Source organism: Leucobacter luti, assembly GCF_050310065.1.
In the GTDB taxonomy this organism is placed as follows: Bacteria; Actinomycetota; Actinomycetes; order Actinomycetales; family Microbacteriaceae; genus Leucobacter; species Leucobacter luti_B.
Window position 1 is genome coordinate 22,185 of the sequence record NZ_CP190007.1, and the last position, 17,345, is coordinate 39,529.

A 17,345-nucleotide genomic window follows, 5' to 3' on the forward strand; every position below is an offset into this window, starting at 1 on the left:
GCTCCAGCTAGCGCTCGCTCTACCACTCGATCTACCGCTCGAGCACGACCGCGAGGCCCTGGCCCACGCCGATGCAGATCGCGGCGACCGCGACCCCGCCGCCACGCCGCTTCAGCTCGTGGGCGGCGTGGCCGATAATCCGGCCGCCGGACGCGCCGAGCGGGTGGCCGATCGCGATCGCCCCGCCGTGGATATTGAGCCGCTCGGGATCGAGCTCCGGCCAGCCGCGCAGGCACGCGAGCGACTGCGAGGCGAAGGCCTCGTTGAGCTCGACAACGTCCACGTCGGCCCAGGTCTTGCCTGCGCGGGCGAGGGCCTTATTCGCGGCCTCGATCGGGGCGATCGGGAAGTCGTCTGGGTCGACGCCGTGCGCCGCGCGGCCCGCGATCCGCGCGAGCGGCTCCGCGTCGAGCGCGCCCTCGCCGCCGAGCAGCACGGCCGAGGCGCCGTCGTTGATCGGGGACGCGTTGCCCGCCGTCACGGTGCCCGTGCCGTCCGGCGCGAACAGGGCCTTCAGCCCAGCGAGCTTCTCGACCGAGGTGTCGTCCCTGATCCCCTCGTCGCGCGCGAGCTCGACGCCCGGCACCCGCACGATCTCCGCGTCGTAGCGGCCGGCCGCCCACGCCTCGGCGGCGAGCCGGTGCGAGCGCACGGCGAAGGCGTCCTGATCCGCCCGGGAAATTCCGCGCTCGCGCGCGGTCTTCTCAGCGGCCTCGCCGTTCGAGATCGTCCACTGCGTCGGCAGCGCGCGGTTCGTCATGCGCCAGCCGATCGCGGTGTTCCAGAGGGTCTGGTTGCCGACGGCCGGCCACGGCCTCGCCTGCTTCTCGACGACGTACGGCGAGCGCGACATCGACTCGACGCCACCGGCCAGGATCAGCTCTGCGTCGCCCGTCTCGATTGCGCGCGCACCCTGGATCACCGCCTCGACGGAGGAGGCGCAGAGCCGATTCACGGTCGCCCCCGTGACGGTCGTCGGGAAGCCCGCGAGCAGCGCGCCGAAGCGCGCGACGTTCCGGTTGTCCTCGCCGGCCTGGTTCGCTGCGCCGAAGATGACGTCGGCGATCCGCGCAGGATCGACGCCCGTGCGCTCGACGGCCGCTCGCATCACGACCGCGGCGAGATCGTCGGGGCGCACCCCCGAGAGGGCGCCTGCGGCCCTGCCGAACGGGGTGCGGACGGCGTCGTAGATGAAGGTCGAGGTCATGTCAGTCCTGTTCTGTGCGGTCGGTGAGGTCGGCGGCGGCCGTGAGCGAGAGGCCTGTGAGCTCCGCGAGCCCCTCGACCGTATTGTCGCCGAAGAGCTCGCGCACGGCGAAGCCCTCGGGCGTCACGTCGAAGACGGCGCGATCCGTGTAGACGCGCGAGACGCAGCCCACGCCCGTGAGCGGATAGTCGCAGCTCGCCACGAGTTTCGAGGAACCCTGCTTCGTGAGGAGATCCGTCATCACGAAGACGTCCTTCGCGCCGATCGCGAGGTCCATCGCGCCGCCGACCGCGGGGATCGCGCCGGGCGCCCCCGTCGACCAGTTCGCGAGGTCGCCGTTCTCCGCGACCTGGAACGCGCCGAGCACGCACACGTCGAGGTGCCCGCCGCGCATCATCCCGAACGAGTCGGCGTGGTGGAAGTACGCGGCCCCCGCGACCGCCGTGACCGCCTGTTTTCCGGCGTTGATCAGGTCGGGATCGACGAGCCCCGGCGCGGGGGCGGCGCCCATGCCGAGCATCCCGTTCTCGGTGTGGAGGATGATCTCCTCGTCGGCGGGCAGGTAGTTCGCGACGAGGGTGGGCGCCCCGATCCCGAGGTTGACGATCGACCCCTCGGGGATGTCGGCCGCGATGCGCGCGGCGAGGTCCTGGCGCGAGATGCTCGTGCTCATCGGGTGCTCTCCTTCGCTCCGCTGAGGTCGGTGCATCCGGATCCGGATCCGGCCGCGAGGGGCCTGCCCTCGAGGTCGACGCCGCCGACGAACTCGCCGCCGCGCAGCCACGGCCGCTCGCCGACGGCGACCACGCGGTCGACGAAGATCCCCGGTGTCACGACGGTCTCGGGGTCGATCGCGCCGAGCTCGACGAACTCGTCGACCTGCGCGATCGTGGTCGTCGCGGCCGTCGCCATAATCGGCCCGAAGTTGCGCGCCGTCTCGCGGTAGACGAGGTTGCCCCAGCGGTCGGCGCGGCGCGCGCTGATGAGCGCGAAGTCGGCCTTGATCGGGTATTCGAGCGCATAGCTTCGGCCGTCGATCTCGCGCGTCTCCTTGCCCTCCGCGAGCTCAGTGCCGACGCCGGTCGGGGTGAAGAACGCGCCGATGCCGGCGCCGGCCGCGCGGATCCGTTCCGCGAGGTTGCCCTGCGGCACGAGCTCGAGCTCGATGTCGCCCGCGCGGTACAGCTCGTCGAACACCCAGGAGTCGGACTGGCGCGGGAACGAGCACACGATCTTCCGAACCCGCCGCTTCGCGAGGAGCGCCGCGAGCCCGACGTCGCCGTTGCCCGCGTTGTTGTTCACGATCGTGAGGCCCGTTGCCCCCTGCTCGATGAGCGCATCGATGAGCTCGACGGGCTGGCCAGCCCGGCCGAAACCCCCGATCATCACTGTCGCGCCGTCGGGGATCCCCGCGACGGCATCTGCCAGCGAGCTGACGGTCTTGTCGATCACCCGGCTGCCTCCTCATCGAGCGGCGCGGATCGGGATCCGGCGCCTTAATTTCGCTATGCGAACGGACGTTCGCTTATCGAACACCCTATGGGAGGTCGGCGAAAAACGGAAGATCCCGCGTGTCAGCGGCGTGCGATAGGGTCCGAACCGTGACCCATTCGCGCCCCGTGCGCTCCCTCGCCCTCCTCTTCGCGGCGGTCTGCCTCGTCGCGATGAACATGCGCATGACCATCACGGGGATCGGCCCGCTCCTCGACGAGATCGCGCGGGCGGAGGGGGTCGCGCCGGCCGTGCTCGGTGGCCTCGCGTCGATTCCCCTGGTCGCATGGGCGGTTGTGTCCCCGTTCGCGCACGCCCTCAGCGTGCGGCTCGGCCTCGAGCGCGCGGTCGCGTGGTCGCTCGTCGCGCTCGGACTCGGCACGATCTGGCGCTCGCTCCCCGGCGGCACGGTACACCTGTGGCTCGGCACCGCCTTCATCGGTGCCGCGCTCGCGATCGGCAACGTGCTGCTCCCGGCCGTGATCCGGCGCGATTTCCACGCCAGGATCCCCGCCGTCATGGGCGTCTACACCGCGCTCCTCGGCGGCTTCGGGGCGGTCGCGTCCGCGCTCGTCGTGCCGATCTCGCACGCCCCGGCGCCGTGGGGCGCGGCGGTTGGCGCGGCTCTGGGCGGGGGCGCTGGCGAGCTGGGCTGGCGCATCGCGCTGCTCTCGACGGGCGCGCTCATCCCGTTCGCGCTACTGCTCTGGGTGCTCGCCACGGCGCGGCCGAGGAGCGAACGGACGGCTGCTCGCGCCGACGCCGTCGCGGCGGCGGCGGAAACCAGTACGGCCGACGCCGTCGCGGCGGCCGGGGCCGGCCGCGGCACGGCGCCGGCGAGCCCGCGCACGCTCGCGCGCATCTGGCGCGACCCGGTCGCCTGGTCGGTGGCCCTGTACATGGGCTCGCAGTCGCTCGGCTTCTACATGATCTCGACGTGGCTCTCGCCCATCGAGATCTCCGCCGGCCGGCCGGCGGTCGAGGCGGGGTTCGACGTCGCGCTCTACCAGATCGCGGGGATCGCGGGCTCGCTCCTCCTGCCCCTCCTCTACCGGGGCCGGCTCCGACGGTGGCTCGCGGCGGTGCTGCCGATCTTCATCGGGCTCTCCTTTGCGTGCATCGTTCTGCAGTTCGGGCCGACGCTGCCGTGGGTCGTGCTCGGCGGCATCGCCTCGGGCTCCTCGCTCAGCATCTCGCTCATGTTCATGGCGATCCGCGCGAAGGACACGCAGGGGGCGAGCGCGCTCTCGGGGATGGCGCAGGCCGTCGGCTACCTCATCGCGGCGACGGGCCCGGCCGCATTCGGGCTCGCGCACGCGCTCAGCGGCGGCTGGATCGCACCCCTGTGCGTCCTGCTCACGGCGATGCTCGCGCAGCTCGTGATCGGGCTCTTCGTGGGGCGGGATCGCTGCGTGTTCGACGGGGAGGGAGCGGGATCCGGAGCGGGATCCGGCGCCCGCTAGTCGACCGGCCGCTCGCGGCTCCGGTGCAGCAGCCCAGTGGCCACCGCGAGCGCGGAGCCGAGCAGGGTGTCGAGCACGCGCTCCCAGGCGGCGCCGATAACGTCGCCCGAGCCGGTAGCCGCCACGGTGAGCAACACGACGAGCGGGGTGATGAACACGAGCGCGAGCGCGTAGTTGCGCACCACGACGAGCTCGATGACGAACTGCAGCGCGACGAGGAGCAGCACGAGCGCGACGGCCTCGCGCCCGAGCGGAGCGAGCGCCAGGGCGAGCGCCGCGCCGACGACGGTTCCGACGGTGCGGTGAAGCCCGCGGGCGAGCGCGTGGCTGCGCACCGCGCTGAGGCCCACGACCGCGACGCCCGTCGACACCGTCCAGTAGGCGCGGTGCGGGTCGACGATCCAGAGGCTGAGTACCGTGCCAAGCACGGCGACGATCGCGATCCGAGACAGCAGCTCCCACTCGCCGGGCCCGAACCAGGGGCCGGGCAGCAGCTCGCGGAGGGGGCGCGCTGGGCGCCGTCGTTCGGAACGGCGCAGGAGCGGGACGAGCGCCACGAGATAGGAGAACACCATGCCGGAGGCGACCGCCGCGAGGTAACCGAGCGGCGGGTTGACCCTGGGGCCGTCCACGACGGCGGTGATGTTGCCGGAGAGTCCGTAGGTCAGCACGAAGAACACCGGGCCGGGCGGACCGACGCGGAACGCGAACGCGAACGCGCTCACGAGGATCGCGACCACGACGAGGCCCACCGCCGTGAGCAGCCAGCTCGGGGCGAGCGCGACGCCGAGCGCGGCGCAGGCGAACAGGACCGCCGCGATGACCGGGAGCGTCTTGGCGCGCTCGCGGGCGCCGAGGCCCGCCGAGTACAGTGCGACGAAGGCGCCCGCCGCCGTCTGCAGGCCGAGCCCCTGGTGGCCGAGCGCGGTGAGGAGTGCGAGCGGGACGCCGATCGAGATGGCAGCGCGCGCCGCGATCCAGAGCCGCGGGCCCGGGCCGCTCGAGACCCGGAAGAGGCTGCGGATTGCGTCGCCAGAAGCGCGTCTCCCCCGCTCGAAGCCGCGCACACACCCTCCTGTTCCCAGTCCCCCAATCTACCAGCGGCCGGGCCGCTGCCCCCGGCGCCCTCGCCCGCGCCCCTGTGTTGAGTTGACCCAAAGTGCGCCCTGGAGCGCAGAATGGCGCACTTTGGGTCAACTCAGGCCAGGGCGCGCGCTGCGGCCGGGGCCAGGGTGCGCGCTGCGGCCGCGGCCAGGGCTGCGGCCGCGCGCTACGCCTCCCGGCAGGCGGCGGCGATGTCGCGCGCGGTCTGCTGCACGAGCCGCGCGAGCGAGCGCTCGTCGGCGCGCTCGATCCGCACGACCAGGCCGAGCGCGACGCGCGGCAGCCCCGAGATGGGAGGCAGCGCCACGGCGATCGACATCTTCCCGAGCCTCATCTCCTCCCGCGTGCGCGCGTATCCGCGGGCCCGCGTCGCCCCGAGCTCGGCCCGGAGTTCTGCCTCGTCGACGAGCGAGTGCGTCGTCTCCCGCTCGCGCGGCACCCGGAAGTATCGCCGCAGCCAGCCCTCGTCGCAGGAGGCCAGCAGGGCGCGCCCCACGCCGGTGACGTGCAGCGGCCCGCGCCCTCCCGGCCGGCTGAGGTGCGGGATCGCGCCGGGGCCCCCTATGCGGCCGACGTACAGCACACACGCACGCTCGGGCTCGCCGTCGAGCACGCCGAGATACACGCTCTCACTGGTGGATTCGGCGAGCCGGAGCAGGTGCGGGATCGCGCGCTCGCGCAGGCGCACCGACAGCGGGGAGAGCTCACCGAGCTCCCACAGCCGCGGCCCGATCCCGTATCGGTGCCCGGGGAGCCGCACGATGAGACCGTGGCCCACGAGTGTGCCGAGGAGACGGTGCAACGTCGAGGACGGCAGTCCGGTCACCCCCGCGATCTCCGCCGCCGAGAGGGACGGCTCGTCCTCCGAGAAGCAGGCGAGCAGGGCAAGCGTTCGATCGAGCATTCCTTCCCCACGCATGCGATCCTCTCCGTTCGCCCGAGTGCCACCGATTTCGGTTGAGCGTACACGGCAACGCGGGTCGGTGGCCAAATGTGAACTCAGGCCCAGGATCAGCGCTTTCTGCGGCGGATCGGTTGAAGGAAACGTACTGCTCGCGCCCCGTCGGACGCTGGCGCGCGAGCTACAGGGCGCGGAGCACGACGGCGCTGCCCTGGCCACCACCGCCGCAGATGCCGACGGCGCCGAGCGATCCGGAACCGAGTTCCGCGAGCTGGCGGGCGAGGGTGCCGACGATCCTGGCGCCGGAAGCCCCGATCGGGTGGCCGAGCGCGATCGCCCCGCCGTGCGGGTTGACGACGGCGGCGTCGAGACCGAGCTCGCGCGCCGACTGCACACCGACCGCGGCGAAGGCCTCGTTGATCTCGACCGCGGCGAGGTCGGCGGCCGCCGCGCCGCCCTCGACCTTGCCGAGCGCCGCCGCGATCGCGCGGGCCGGCTGCGAGTGGAGGTGCAGGTCGGGGCCGGCGACGATCGCCGTCGCCTCAACCGCGGCGATCGGCGTGAGGCCGAGGCGCTCGGCGGCGGCCTCGCTCACGATGACGAGCGCCGCGGCGCCGTCCGTGATCTGCGACGCGTTGCCCGCCGTGATCGTGCCCTCCTTGGCGAAGGCCGGGCGGAGGCCGGCGAGCGACTCGGTCGTCGTGTCGGCGCGGATCCCGTCGTCGCTCGAGACGACCGTGTCGCCGCGGCGCGAGGCGACCGTGAACGGGGCAATCTCGCCCGCGAAGAAGTCTGCGGAGGCCGCGGCGCGCTGGTGCGAGGCGGCGGCGAACTCGTCCTGCTCCTCGCGGGTGAGCTCGAGGGGGGCGTTCCCCTCCTCGGTGAGGGCGCCCATGGCGGTGCGCTCGAAGGCGTCGGAGAGGCCGTCGTGGTCGACCGTGTCGACGAGCTGCGCGCTGCCGTACTTCGTGCCGGCGCGGAGCTGCGTGACGTGCGGCGCGAGCGACATCGACTCCTGCCCGACGGCGAGCACCACCTCGGCCTCACCCGCCCTGATCAGGCGAACCGCCTGCGAGACCGCCTCGGTGCCGGAGAGGCAGACGGCGTTGAGCGTGATCGCGGGGGTCGTGAGCGGGATCCCGGCGCCGACCGCGGTCTGGCGCGCGGGGTTCTGCCCGGCCCCGGCCTGCAGCACCTGTCCGACGACGACCTCGTCCACCTGATCCGGCGCAACGCCGGCGCGCTCGAGCGCGGCCTTCGCGGCGTGGGCGCCGAGCACCGTGGCCGACTGCCCTGCGAGCTGTCCAGTGAAACGGGCGAACGGGGTGCGGGCGTATCCGGCGATCAGTGCCTTCATCGGGACCTCCTGGTGGTGCTGCGGGCGCGCGCGACTGGCCTCGCGCGGTCACTGCCATCATGCCACCCCGGCGCGGGATCGCGACCGGAGCCTGGCACAGTCCGGGCCGCCCGCACTGTGCAGCTCGGCGGCGCGCGGGCCGGATCCGGCGCCGCGCGTGGCCGCTCCGCCGCGCCCCGCCGCGCCCGGGCGTCGAGTTGACCCAAAGTGACAGCTTGGAGCGCTCCACGGCGCAGTTTGGGTCAACCCAGCGGGGCGCCCGGGGCTTGGGTTGACCCAAAGTGATGCTTAATCCGCATTTTGAGTCACTTTGGGTCAACTCAACCCCGGCCGGCGGCGGGGCGGCCGGCGGCCGGGGGGCGGGCCAGCCGGGGCATGTCAGCGGGGGCGGTTAGGATCGCGGCATGGAAGAAGAGCGCCTCGCGCGCGAGCGGAAGCGCCGCCGCGCGCGGCGCCTCGCCGCAACCTCCACGGTCGCGCTGCTGATCCTCGGCACCGGCGGGTACGCCGCAGCGTGCGCCCTCGCGCCGCTGCCGGAGCCGAAGGTGGAGGTGATCCCCGAGGTCACGCGCAGTTTCGCCGCGGATCCGGCGGCGGCGCAGGCCGTCGTCGACGCGCAGCCCGGCCCCGCGGCGTTCGGCTGGGCGGGCGACGAGGAGGTGTGGGCAAACGACGACGCCGCGCGCCCCATCGCGAGCATCACGAAGATCGTCACGGTGCTCGTCTGCCTCGAGCAGGCGCCGCTCGAGCCCGGCGCCGATGGGCCGGTCCACGTCTGGAGCGAGGCCGACGCCGCGCGCACCGCCCGCTTCCAGGCCGACGACGGCGTCGTCTTCCCCGTGCCCGTCGGCACCGAGGCGACGACGCGGCAGATGCTCACGCTCGCGCTCCTCCCCTCCGCGAACGACTGGGCCGAGGCGTACGCCGTCGCGACCTTCGGCAGCGTCGACGCCTTCGCCGCCGCCGCGAACGACTGGGCGGCGCGCAACGGCCTCGCCTCCCTCCACCTCGAGGAGCCGACCGGCATGAGCGAGCGCAACGTCGCGACGGCCTCGGATCTCGTGCGGCTCGGCCGGATCGCGGCGGCGAACCCCACGCTGACCCAGTTCACGAGCATGGCCTCCGCCGAGCTGCCGTGGGGCATCGGCACGGTCCGCAACACGAACGCCCTGCTCCGCACCATGCCCGACGTCATCGGCCTCAAGACCGGGCGCACCGTCACCGCGGGCTACAACCTGCTCACGGCGGCCACGGGAACCGCGGCGCCCGGCACCCCGGCCGAGCGCGAGCTGGTCCGGATCGCGGTCGTGCTCGGGCGCGATTCCGAGGAGGCGCGCGCCGCGGACAACGCCACGATCCTCGTGGGCGCGGGCCAGCTCCCCCAGGCGCACGAGCTCGTGGTGCAGGGCGAGCCGGTGGGCACGGCGGTCACGGTGGACGGCGTGGAGGTGCCGCTCGTCGCGGGCGGCGGCACGGCGGTCACGCTGCTCCCCGGAGAGCAGGCCGAGGTGCGGCCGGAGCTCGCCAGAATCTCGGGCGCCGACGCGAAGGAGGGCGCCGAGGTCGGCTCACTCGCGGTCTCGCTCCCGGGCGGCACCGAGGAAATCCCGGTCATCACCACGAAGCGGATCGTCGAGCCCGACTTCTGGTGGCGCATCACGAACCCGGGCAAGCTGTTCGGCTAGCCCCGGATCAGGACCAAGGAGCGGGCCCCGGATCCGGATCCGGATCCGGATCCGCCCACCCCCCTACGCCAGCGCGCCGCCGGCCAGCCGCCGCACGACCCCCGTGAGGTGGTCGACACCGGCGACGAGGTCCTCGTCGCGCGTGAACTCCGCGAGGTTGTGCGATACACCGTTGACGCTCGGCACGAAGAGCATGACGGTCGGGACGGTGTCCTTCATGTTCGTCGAGTCGTGCCCGGCGACCGTCATGACGCGGTCGTGGGTGAGGTCGAGCTCCTCGGCGACGGAGCGCGCGAGCTCGACGCCGTTCTCGGGGTAGGGGTTCCGGTCCCAGGAGTGCTCGGCGACGATCTCGATCTGCACGCGGTCCTCGCGCTCGACCTTCGCGACGGTCTCCATGAGCAGCGTGTGGGCCTCGCGGATCACGTCGGCGCTCGGCGAGCGCAGGTCGAGCAGCAGCTCCACCTCGCTCGCGACGACGACGGGCGAGTTCGGGTAGACGTTGAGCTCGCCGCACGCGGTGTGCAGCGCGCCCGGCTCGAAGCGGTCGACGAGCTCGCGGGCGGCGACGACGAGGCGGGCCGCGCCGAGGAGCGCGTCGCGGCGGTCGACCATCAGGGTGGATCCCGAGTGCGCCTGCTCGCCCGTCACCTTGAACTCGAACTTGTGCGCGGCCCAGGTCGCGTCGACGAGGCCGATCGTGACACCGTCCTCCTCCATGCTGCGCCCCTGCTGCACGTGGATTTCCGCGTAGGAGGCGACCTCGGGGAAGGCGAAGTCGCCGAGCTCGCCGAGCCCGCCCATCGCCTCGCGCACGGAGATCCCGGCGTGGTCGGTCGTCTCGAGGGCGGCCTCGAGCGGCATCTTCCCGGTGAACACCGAGCTGCCCATCATGGAGGGCTTGAAGCGCGAGCCCTCCTCGTTGAACCAGTTCACGACGGCGAGGTTGAAGCGAGCCCGCTCCGGGTTCGCGCGGAGCTCCTCGGCCACGCGGAAGCAGGCGTGCGCCGAGGCCATGACGCCGTAGGCGCCGTCGAAGCGGCCGGCGGTGGGCTGCGAGTCCATGTGTGAGCCCGTGAGCACGTAGGGCGCGCCTGGCACGAGCTCGAGCAGGCCGAACTGGTTGCCGATCGCGTCGCGCCGCACGGTGAAGCCGTGCGACTCGAGCAGCTCGGCGAACCAGCGGCGCTGCTCGCCGTCCGGGGCGGTGCCGGCCTGGCGGTCGACGCCGATCGTGCCGGGGACCGCGCCGAAGCCGGCGTGCACCTCCCAGTCCGCGAGGAATGCTGCGTTCTGCTGCTCGGTGGTTAGCGGCTCAGTCATGGTGCGTCCTAACTGTGGGGAGGGGTGAGGTTCGGGATCCGGATCCGGATCAGCCGCGGCCGTCGTAGCTGAGCTCGCCGCCCAGCACGGTCGCGACCACGTCGAGGTCCGCGATGCGGGGAGCCGTGAGCGGCGAGGCGGAGAACACGGCGAAGTCGGCGAGCTTGCCGCGCTCGAGCGTGCCCTTGTCGGCGATCTGCCCGGTCGCGCGGGCGGCCCACTCGGTGTGGGTGCGGAGCGCCTCCTCCGGGGTGATCGCCTCGGCCGCGCCGAGCACGGCGCCGCTGTCGGTGCGGCGGTCGACCGCGGCCTGCATGCCGCGGCGGAGGTTGTTGTCGGCGACCGGGAGATCCGAAGAGCCGGCGAGGATGATGCCGGCGTCGACGACGGATCGGCCGCGGTACAGCCAGTCCTCGCGCTCGGGCCCGACGAGCACGGCCATCTGGTCGCCGATCGGCCCGATGAAGCCGGCCTGCGGAGTGACCGCGATCCCGAGCTTCGCCGCGCGCTCGACCTGGTCGGGGCGTGCGATGCCGAAGTGCTCGATGCGGCAGGGCGCGGGGCGGGATCCGTAGCGCTCCTGCGCCTCCGAGATGAGGTCGAGCGCGAGGTCGATCGCGGCGTCGCCGATCGCGTGGAGCGCGAGCGGCCAGCCGGCGCGGTAGGTGCCGAGCACCCGCTCGCGGTAGGCGGCGGGGTCGTCGAGCAGGTAGCCCGTGTTGTGGTCGTGGCCGCAGTAGTCCTCGGTGACGGCGGCCGTCGCGCCGAGGAGCGAGCCGTCGAGGAACACCTTGACGTGTCCGAAGCGCACGGCGTCGTCGCCGAAGCCGTAGCGGATGCCCAGGTCGAGGCCGGATCCGGAACCCTCGCCCGCGAAGTCGGCCGCGTGCGCCTCGAGCGGGCGGAGCGCGTCGATCGCGGGCATGAGCTGGGCGCGGGCGCGCAGCCGGCCCGCCGTGGCCGCGGCCTGGTACGCCGCGACCTCGATGGGGCTGTGGCCGATCCAGCCGCCGCCGACGCCCGCCTCGGAGAAACTCGTGATGCCCTCGGCCGCGTAGCGCGAGGTCGCGGCCTCGAGCGCCTCGACGAGCCGCTCGGTCGAGTAGGGCAGGAGGAGCGCCTGGACGAGGCCCTGCGCGGCCTCCTCGACGAGGCCCGTCGGGTTGCCGTCCGCGTCGCGCACGATGACGCCGCCCGTCGGGTTCTCGAAGCCCGCGTCGAGCGCGCCGACGAGCCGCAGCGTCGCCGTGTTCGTGATCGAGGCGTGGCCCGAGGTGTGGCGGAGGTAGAGCGGGCGGTCGCCCGTCAGCTCGTCGAGGCGCGCGATCGACGGGAACTCGCCGCCGTGGTGCGCCTGGTTGAAGCCCGTGCCGTGCACCCACGCCGCGGGATCCCCCGCCGTGTCGAGGCGGGCGACCTCGGCCTCGATGCGGGCGTAGAGCTCGTCGAGTCCGCGCGCCGTGCTGAGGTCGACGGCGGCGAGACTGAGGCCCCACCACGCCGTGTGACAGTGCGCGTCAATGAGGCCGGGGGTCACGCAGGCGTCGCCGAAGTCGAGCTCGCGCTCGGCCGTCAGGCCGTCGAGCTCGCCGTCGAAGCCGACGATCCGGCCGTTGATGACGCCGACCGCGGAGGCGGTGGGCCGCGCGGGATCCATCGTGAGGATCTCGGCGGCGCGGACGATCAGGTCGAGCTTCATGCGTGCGCTCCGTTCTGGGCTGCGTCGGCTGCGGTGACGGTGTCGACCGAAACTTCTGATGAGGCGGGCGGCATGACGCTCGCGTCGATCTTGACATGGATGAGGGCCGGGCCGTCGGCCGCGAGCGCGCGGTCGAGCGCCGGGCCGAACTCCGCGGTCGCGCCGACGAACTCGCCGTGACCACCGAAGGAGCGCATCCACTCGGCGAAGTTCGGATTCACCATGCGGGTGCCCGAGGGGCGGCCGGGGTAGTGATTCTCCTGGTGCTGCACGATCGTCGCGTAGATGCCGTTGTCGACGACGATGAAGAGCGGCTTGCCGCCGTGCGCCATCGCGGTCGCGACCTCCTGGCCGTTCATGAGGAAGTCGCCGTCGCCGCAGACGGCGACCGCGCGGCGCTCCGGGAAGGCGAGCGAGGCGGCCACGGCGGCCGGCACCGCGAGGCCCATCGCGCCGTTGCGCGCGCCGACGAGGCTCGCGGGGTCGAGGTGGCGCACGAAGCGGTGCGCCCAGATGGTCGCGTTGCCCGCGCCGAAGGTGAGGATCCCGTGCCCGCCGAGGCGGTCGTCGAGTTCGCCGAACGCGACGCCGAGGTCGACGCCGAGGTCGACACCGAGGTCGTCGGTTCCGGATCCGGATCCCGCCCCGGCCACGTCCGCGTCGGCGCGGTGCGCGGCGAAGCGCGCCTGCGCCTCGGAGCGGCCGAGCATCCACGCGTCTGAGCGCGCGCCGCGCGCGGCCGCGGGGTCGGCGCTTGCGAGCGTCTCGGCGAAGCCCGCGGGGGTCGTGAGCAGCTGACGGTCGATACGGCCGGCGTGCTGCGTGGCCTCGGGGTCGACGGAGACGAGGATCGTCTGGGCCTCGAAGCCGAGCGAGTAGCCGTCGCTCATGACGTCGGAGCGGGAGCAGCCGACGAAGACGAGCAGGTCGGCCTCGGCGTAGCCCGCGGCGACGGCGTCGGCGCGGCCGTAGCCGAGCCAGCCGGCCCACGCGGCGCCCTCGTGGGGCACGGCGTCGTAGGCGCGCCAGTCGCAGAAGACGGGGATGCCGGCCGCCGCGGCGAACTCGGAGACGGCGGCGCCGGCGCCGCCCTCCCAACCGTCGCCGCCGAGCACGAACGCGGGGCGCTCGGCGCCCGCGAGCGCCTGGACGAGCGCGTCGACCTCGGCCGCGGAGGGGCGCGGCTGCGGCGCGGGGATCGGGGCTGGAACCGGGGCGTCGGTGAGGTGCACGAGCACGTCCTCGGGGAGGCCGACGACGACGGGGCCGGGGCGGCCGCTCGCGGCGACCCGCATGGCGTCGGCAACCAGCTCGCCCGCGTGATCCGGGTCGTCGATCGTCATGACGCGCTTCGCGGTCGAGCCGAACCAGCCGGTCAGGCTGAACTCCTGGAACGCCTCGCGCTCGCGGTCGGCGACGGGGACGAGGCCGACGAAGAGGACGAGCGCGGTCGCGTCCTGCCAGGCGGTGTGGATCGCGATCATCGCGTTCGCGGCGCCGGGGCCGCGGGTCACCATCGCGATGCCGGGGCGGCCGGTGAGCCGGCCCTCGGCGAGCGCCATGAAGCCGGCGCCGCCCTCGTGCCGGCAGACCACGGTCTCGATCCCCGAGTCGTGGAGCCCGTCGAGCACGTCGAGGTAGCTCTCCCCGGGGACCGCGTAGACGCGTTCCACGCCGTGCGCCTCGAGGGTGCGGACGATGAGGTGGCCGGCAGACTGCGACATGGTGGTGGGGATCCTCTCGGAGAAGCTGCTGAGGTGGGGTGAAGCGTGAGGGAGGGCGGCTCGCGCCGCCCTCCCCGGTATTGCCTAGTGCTTGAAGCCGGGCAGATTGACGCTCAGGCGCGGCGCGATGGATCCCGCGACGGCCGTGAAGAGCGACAGGAAGACGAGCATCGCGGCGGCCGGCCACCAGTGCTCATTCGCCGAGGCGACGAAGCCGGTCGCGAGCAGCGGGATGAAGCCCGAGACCATGCCGGCGACGTTCTGCGCGAGGCCGACGCCCGTGTAGCGGGTCTTCGCGGGGAACAGGCCGGTGAGGACCGTGCCCGAGGCCGCGTAGGGCAGCGAGAGCGCCGCGACGGCGAGCGTCATGGCGAGCACCACGAGCACCGGGCTGCCCGACGAGAGCATGATGAACGCGGGGACCGCGACGAGGGCCGAGGCGATGCCGCCCCACAGGATGACCTTGCTCGCGCCGTACTTCGCGCCGAGCATGCCGCCCCAGATCAGGATCCCGATCTCGACCGCCGCGGCGACCATGCTGCCGAGCAGCATGAGCGAGGAGCTGTAGCCGAGCACGTTGACGCCGTACCAGACGCAGAACGCGGTCACGAGGTAGAAGCCGCCGACGCCGAGGAGCGCGGCCGCCATGCCGACGATGATCTGCCTCCAGCTGTCACGGAAGGTGGTGAGGACGGGGCTTTTGACGACCTCGCCCGACTCCTCGAGCTGGCGGAAGACCGGCGACTCCTCGAGCTTGCTCCGGATGTAGACGGCGACGAGCAGGAGCGGGAGGGCGATGAGGAACGGGATGCGCCAGCCCCACGCGTCGAAGTTCTGCTGCGAGAAGACGAGCGTCATGATGAAGAAGCCGCCCGAGGAGAGGATCGTGCCGATGGGCGAGCCGATCTGGGGGATCGCCGCGTAGCGGGCGCGCAGGTGCAGCGGGGCGTTCTCGACGACGATCGTCATGGCGCCCGACCACTCGCCGCCCACGAAGAGGCCCTGGAGCACGCGGAGGAGCACGAGGAGGATCGGCGCGGCGATCCCGACCGCGGCGTAGGTCGGCAGCATGCCGATGAGGCCCGTGACGAGGCCGATGCCGACGATCGTGATCATAAGCACCTTGCGGCGGCCGACGCGGTCGCCCATGCGGCCGAAGATGATGCCGCCGATCGGGCGGGCCGCGAGGCCGACGCCGAAGGTGGCGAACGAGGCGAGGGCCGCGGCGTTCGCGTTCTCGCTCGTGAAGTACTGCACGTTGAACACGAGTGCCGCGGCAGCGCTGAAAAGGAAGAAGTCGTACCACTCGAGGGCGGTTCCGATCAGGGCACCGAGGGCGACTTTGTTGGCGTCCTTGATGCTCAGTTCTTGCGTGGCATCGTATTCGATGGCCGCGGTGGTCGTTGGCTCGCTCATGTGTTCTCTCCGTCGAGGATGCGGGATCCGTCTTGCAGGGCTATGCCGCAGGTGCAGCAGGCTTCTATCGAGCATGCCAGGTGATTAGCCCTTCCATTCGCACCTTCCGCCCCCGATCCGGGCGACGAAATTGGGCAGATGCACATATCCTGGGAGCATGACGGGAACTTCCTCCGAACGTATCCTCGGCGACGCACCCCTCGCCGAGGACCGCGCGCGATGGCTCGAGCTGCTCGACATGCTGGACCTCGACGAGCTGACGACACAGTTTGCCGTCTTGATCAGGGACATTCCGGGCTACGACCCGCCTCCGGTGCCGATCTCCGAGATCAAGCGCACGGGCAGGCTCTCCTTCCAGGCCCTCGTCGACGGCATGCGGCTCGGCGGCCTCGAGGAGACCGTCGAGGTCGCGAGCGACGTCGGCGTCTCGCGCGCCCGCGCCGACATCCCCCTGAACTCCCTGATGACAGCGATCCGGCAGGACTTCGCCGTGATCTGGTCGGCGCTCACGAGCGTGTCCAGGCTCGACGACGCGGAACTCCTGATCCGGCACACCGGGATCCTGCTGCGCACCGTCGACGAGTACGCGAGCCAGACGCAGCGCGCCTACCTCGCCGAGCGCCAACGCATGCGCGACGAGGTCGCCTCGGTGCAGCGCGGCCTGGTCGCGGCGCTCTTCCACGATCCGCCGCCCGGCGACGAGCGGCTCCGCGCGATCGCGGGCGAGCTCGGGATCCCGGTCGAGGCGCCCCTCGTCGCCGCCGCGGCCAGGGGCGACGACGTCGCCCCGCTCCGCGTCGCGATCGCCGAGCTCGAGCGGGCCGGCGCGCGCGTCTTCATCCACCACATGGGCGACACGCTCATCGCGTTCACCCGCCGCGTCGAACTCCCCGGCTCCCGCGTGCAGGAGCGCATCACGAGCCTCCTCGCGCTCCGGATCGGCGTCGCCGTCTCGCCGTCTGGCCTCGCCGACCTCCGCCAGGCGGCGATCACGGCGCGGGATCTCGCGCGCCTCTTCACCCCGGGCGAAGCCGGCGCGATGACGCTCGGGCGCGGGTGGGCGCGGCTCGCGGCGCAGAGCCTTCTCGCGAGCGGCCGCCCGATCCTCGAGGACGTGAACGCGGCGCTCGCGCGCTGCGGGACCGCCGAGCGGGCGCGGCTCGAGGAGGCGGCGAAGAGCTACCTGCGAACCGGCAGCGTCGGGCTCTCCGCTTCGGAGCTCTTCTGCCACCGCAACACCCTCTCGAACCGGCTCCGCCGCTTCGCCGAGCTCACGGGCGTCGACCCGCTCGTGCCGGAGCAGGCGGCGCGGCTCGTAGTCGGCTGGGCCTGATCCGGCTGGGCCTGATCCGGCTGAGACTTTCGCTGGGAGAATGCCCCCGAAGGGCGCGGCTTTCCGGAGTGGCGGAGACACCCGGCGCGCGCCAACGTACCCTGGAGGCATGAACTGCCCCATCGACGGTACCACCCTGCTCATGAGCGAACGCCAGGGCGTCGAGATCGACTACTGCCCCGAGTGCCGGGGCGTCTGGCTCGACCGCGGGGAGCTCGACAAGATCATGCAGCGCGCGGAGGCAGAGTCGTCCGCGCACGGGGTGCACGAGACCGCCGAGGAGGCCGAGCGGATTGCCGCGGAGCGCGCGGGCCGCGGGGGTCGAGGCGTGCCCAGGTACGGTGCGGCGAGCGCCGCTGCGCCGGTCGACGCCGGTGCGGGTGCAGGTGCCGGCTCGGGATCCGGATCGGGATCCGGCCGCCGCGAGGGCCGCTACGGCGGCCAGCGGGACGAGTCCCGCGATGCGAGCGAGCACTACGGCGGCTCCCGCTACGGCGAGCCGCGCCGCGGGCAGCGCGACCGCTCGAACGGGGAGCGCTCGTACGGGGAGCGCTCGTACGGGGAGCGCGCAGGCGGCGACCGCAGGAGCAACCGCCGCAAGAAGAGCCCCTTCGAGTTCCTCGGCGACTTCTTCGACTGAGC

Annotated in this window: 14 protein-coding genes; 4 read left to right on the forward strand and 10 right to left on the reverse strand. The window is 72.9% G+C overall.

All coding sequences use genetic code 11. The features are described from left to right. Positions 1-31 precede the first annotated feature (31 nt). Genes ACOPJ3_RS00105 through ACOPJ3_RS00115 form a run of 3 tightly spaced genes read right to left on the reverse strand, consistent with a single transcriptional unit; the run spans position 32 to position 2,659 of the window. Positions 32-1,207: a thiolase family protein gene (locus ACOPJ3_RS00105; RefSeq protein WP_427869842.1), complete on the reverse strand. Its 1,176-nt coding sequence runs from the start codon at positions 1,205-1,207 to the stop codon at positions 32-34. Position 1,208: 1 nt separating this feature from the next. Continuing rightward, positions 1,209-1,880: a 3-oxoacid CoA-transferase subunit B gene (locus ACOPJ3_RS00110; RefSeq protein WP_427869843.1), complete on the reverse strand. Its 672-nt coding sequence runs from the start codon at positions 1,878-1,880 to the stop codon at positions 1,209-1,211. Continuing rightward, positions 1,877-2,659 (reverse strand): 3-oxoacid CoA-transferase subunit A, encoded by a 783-nt coding sequence (locus ACOPJ3_RS00115; protein WP_427869844.1) that lies wholly within the window; start codon positions 2,657-2,659, stop codon positions 1,877-1,879. The genes ACOPJ3_RS00110 and ACOPJ3_RS00115 overlap by 4 nt, the downstream gene beginning before the upstream one ends. Before the next feature lie 149 nt (positions 2,660-2,808). Here ACOPJ3_RS00115 and ACOPJ3_RS00120 point away from each other — a divergent pair, with 149 nt between their 5' ends. Beyond that, on the forward strand, positions 2,809-4,161 hold the full coding sequence (locus ACOPJ3_RS00120; RefSeq protein WP_427869845.1) for an MFS transporter: 1,353 nt from the start codon (positions 2,809-2,811) through the stop codon (positions 4,159-4,161). Here ACOPJ3_RS00120 and ACOPJ3_RS00125 read toward each other — a convergent pair. The 3 genes from ACOPJ3_RS00125 to ACOPJ3_RS00135 all read right to left on the reverse strand — a co-directional run bounded on the left by ACOPJ3_RS00125 (position 4,158) and on the right by ACOPJ3_RS00135 (position 7,523). After that, on the reverse strand, positions 4,158-5,228 hold the full coding sequence (locus ACOPJ3_RS00125) for an FUSC family protein (RefSeq protein WP_427869846.1): 1,071 nt from the start codon (positions 5,226-5,228) through the stop codon (positions 4,158-4,160). The two genes, ACOPJ3_RS00120 and ACOPJ3_RS00125, sit on opposite strands and share 4 nt — an antisense overlap. Positions 5,229-5,431: 203 nt before the next feature. Beyond that, the gene (locus ACOPJ3_RS00130; RefSeq protein WP_427869847.1) at positions 5,432-6,169 is read right to left on the reverse strand and encodes an IclR family transcriptional regulator; all 738 of its coding nucleotides are present in this window, start codon (positions 6,167-6,169) and stop codon (positions 5,432-5,434) included. A 178-nt stretch (positions 6,170-6,347) separates the two neighbouring features. Then, positions 6,348-7,523, reverse strand: a complete 1,176-nt coding sequence (locus ACOPJ3_RS00135; protein ID WP_427869848.1) for an acetyl-CoA C-acyltransferase — start codon at positions 7,521-7,523, stop codon at positions 6,348-6,350. Between the two features lie 404 nt (positions 7,524-7,927). Here ACOPJ3_RS00135 and ACOPJ3_RS00140 point away from each other — a divergent pair, with 404 nt between their 5' ends. Then, positions 7,928-9,208: a D-alanyl-D-alanine carboxypeptidase family protein gene (locus tag ACOPJ3_RS00140; RefSeq protein ID WP_427869849.1), complete on the forward strand. Its 1,281-nt coding sequence runs from the start codon at positions 7,928-7,930 to the stop codon at positions 9,206-9,208. Between the two features lie 63 nt (positions 9,209-9,271). Here ACOPJ3_RS00140 and ACOPJ3_RS00145 read toward each other — a convergent pair whose 3' ends face one another. The 4 genes from ACOPJ3_RS00145 to ACOPJ3_RS00160 form a co-directional block, all read right to left on the reverse strand. Beyond that, the gene (locus tag ACOPJ3_RS00145) at positions 9,272-10,531 is read right to left on the reverse strand and encodes a M20 family metallo-hydrolase (RefSeq protein ID WP_427869850.1); all 1,260 of its coding nucleotides are present in this window, start codon (positions 10,529-10,531) and stop codon (positions 9,272-9,274) included. A 49-nt stretch (positions 10,532-10,580) separates the two neighbouring features. Then, a complete protein-coding gene (locus ACOPJ3_RS00150; RefSeq protein WP_427869851.1) occupies positions 10,581-12,230 on the reverse strand; it encodes an amidohydrolase in 1,650 nt (549 codons plus the stop codon). Then, positions 12,227-13,954 carry a thiamine pyrophosphate-dependent enzyme gene (locus ACOPJ3_RS00155; protein ID WP_427869852.1) on the reverse strand — a complete coding sequence of 576 codons (1,728 nt, stop codon included), beginning with the start codon at positions 13,952-13,954 and terminating at the stop codon, positions 12,227-12,229. Before ACOPJ3_RS00155 ends, ACOPJ3_RS00150 begins: the two co-directional genes overlap by 4 nt. A gap of 84 nt (positions 13,955-14,038) precedes the next feature. Further along, positions 14,039-15,370, reverse strand: a complete 1,332-nt coding sequence (locus tag ACOPJ3_RS00160; protein WP_427869853.1) for an MFS transporter — start codon at positions 15,368-15,370, stop codon at positions 14,039-14,041. A gap of 157 nt (positions 15,371-15,527) precedes the next feature. On the opposite strand from ACOPJ3_RS00160, the gene ACOPJ3_RS00165 reads away from it, so the two are divergent. Next, positions 15,528-16,703 (forward strand): PucR family transcriptional regulator, encoded by a 1,176-nt coding sequence (locus ACOPJ3_RS00165; protein WP_427869854.1) that lies wholly within the window; start codon positions 15,528-15,530, stop codon positions 16,701-16,703. 109 nt (positions 16,704-16,812) lie between these two features. Next, positions 16,813-17,343: a zf-TFIIB domain-containing protein gene (locus ACOPJ3_RS00170; protein ID WP_427869855.1), complete on the forward strand. Its 531-nt coding sequence runs from the start codon at positions 16,813-16,815 to the stop codon at positions 17,341-17,343. Positions 17,344-17,345: the final 2 nt, after the last annotated feature.

Coding starts and splice junctions, on each gene's coding strand:
- ACOPJ3_RS00165 (WP_427869854.1), top strand. CDS start 15,528: ATGACGGGAACTTCCTCCGAACGTATCCTCGGCGACGCACCCCTCGCC.
- ACOPJ3_RS00150 (WP_427869851.1), bottom strand. CDS start 12,230: ATGAAGCTCGACCTGATCGTCCGCGCCGCCGAGATCCTCACGATGGAT.
- ACOPJ3_RS00160 (WP_427869853.1), bottom strand. CDS start 15,370: ATGAGCGAGCCAACGACCACCGCGGCCATCGAATACGATGCCACGCAA.
- ACOPJ3_RS00170 (WP_427869855.1), top strand. CDS start 16,813: ATGAACTGCCCCATCGACGGTACCACCCTGCTCATGAGCGAACGCCAG.
- ACOPJ3_RS00155 (WP_427869852.1), bottom strand. CDS start 13,954: ATGTCGCAGTCTGCCGGCCACCTCATCGTCCGCACCCTCGAGGCGCAC.
- ACOPJ3_RS00130 (WP_427869847.1), bottom strand. CDS start 6,169: ATGCTCGATCGAACGCTTGCCCTGCTCGCCTGCTTCTCGGAGGACGAG.
- ACOPJ3_RS00135 (WP_427869848.1), bottom strand. CDS start 7,523: ATGAAGGCACTGATCGCCGGATACGCCCGCACCCCGTTCGCCCGTTTC.
- ACOPJ3_RS00110 (WP_427869843.1), bottom strand. CDS start 1,880: ATGAGCACGAGCATCTCGCGCCAGGACCTCGCCGCGCGCATCGCGGCC.
- ACOPJ3_RS00105 (WP_427869842.1), bottom strand. CDS start 1,207: ATGACCTCGACCTTCATCTACGACGCCGTCCGCACCCCGTTCGGCAGG.
- ACOPJ3_RS00140 (WP_427869849.1), top strand. CDS start 7,928: ATGGAAGAAGAGCGCCTCGCGCGCGAGCGGAAGCGCCGCCGCGCGCGG.
- ACOPJ3_RS00145 (WP_427869850.1), bottom strand. CDS start 10,531: ATGACTGAGCCGCTAACCACCGAGCAGCAGAACGCAGCATTCCTCGCG.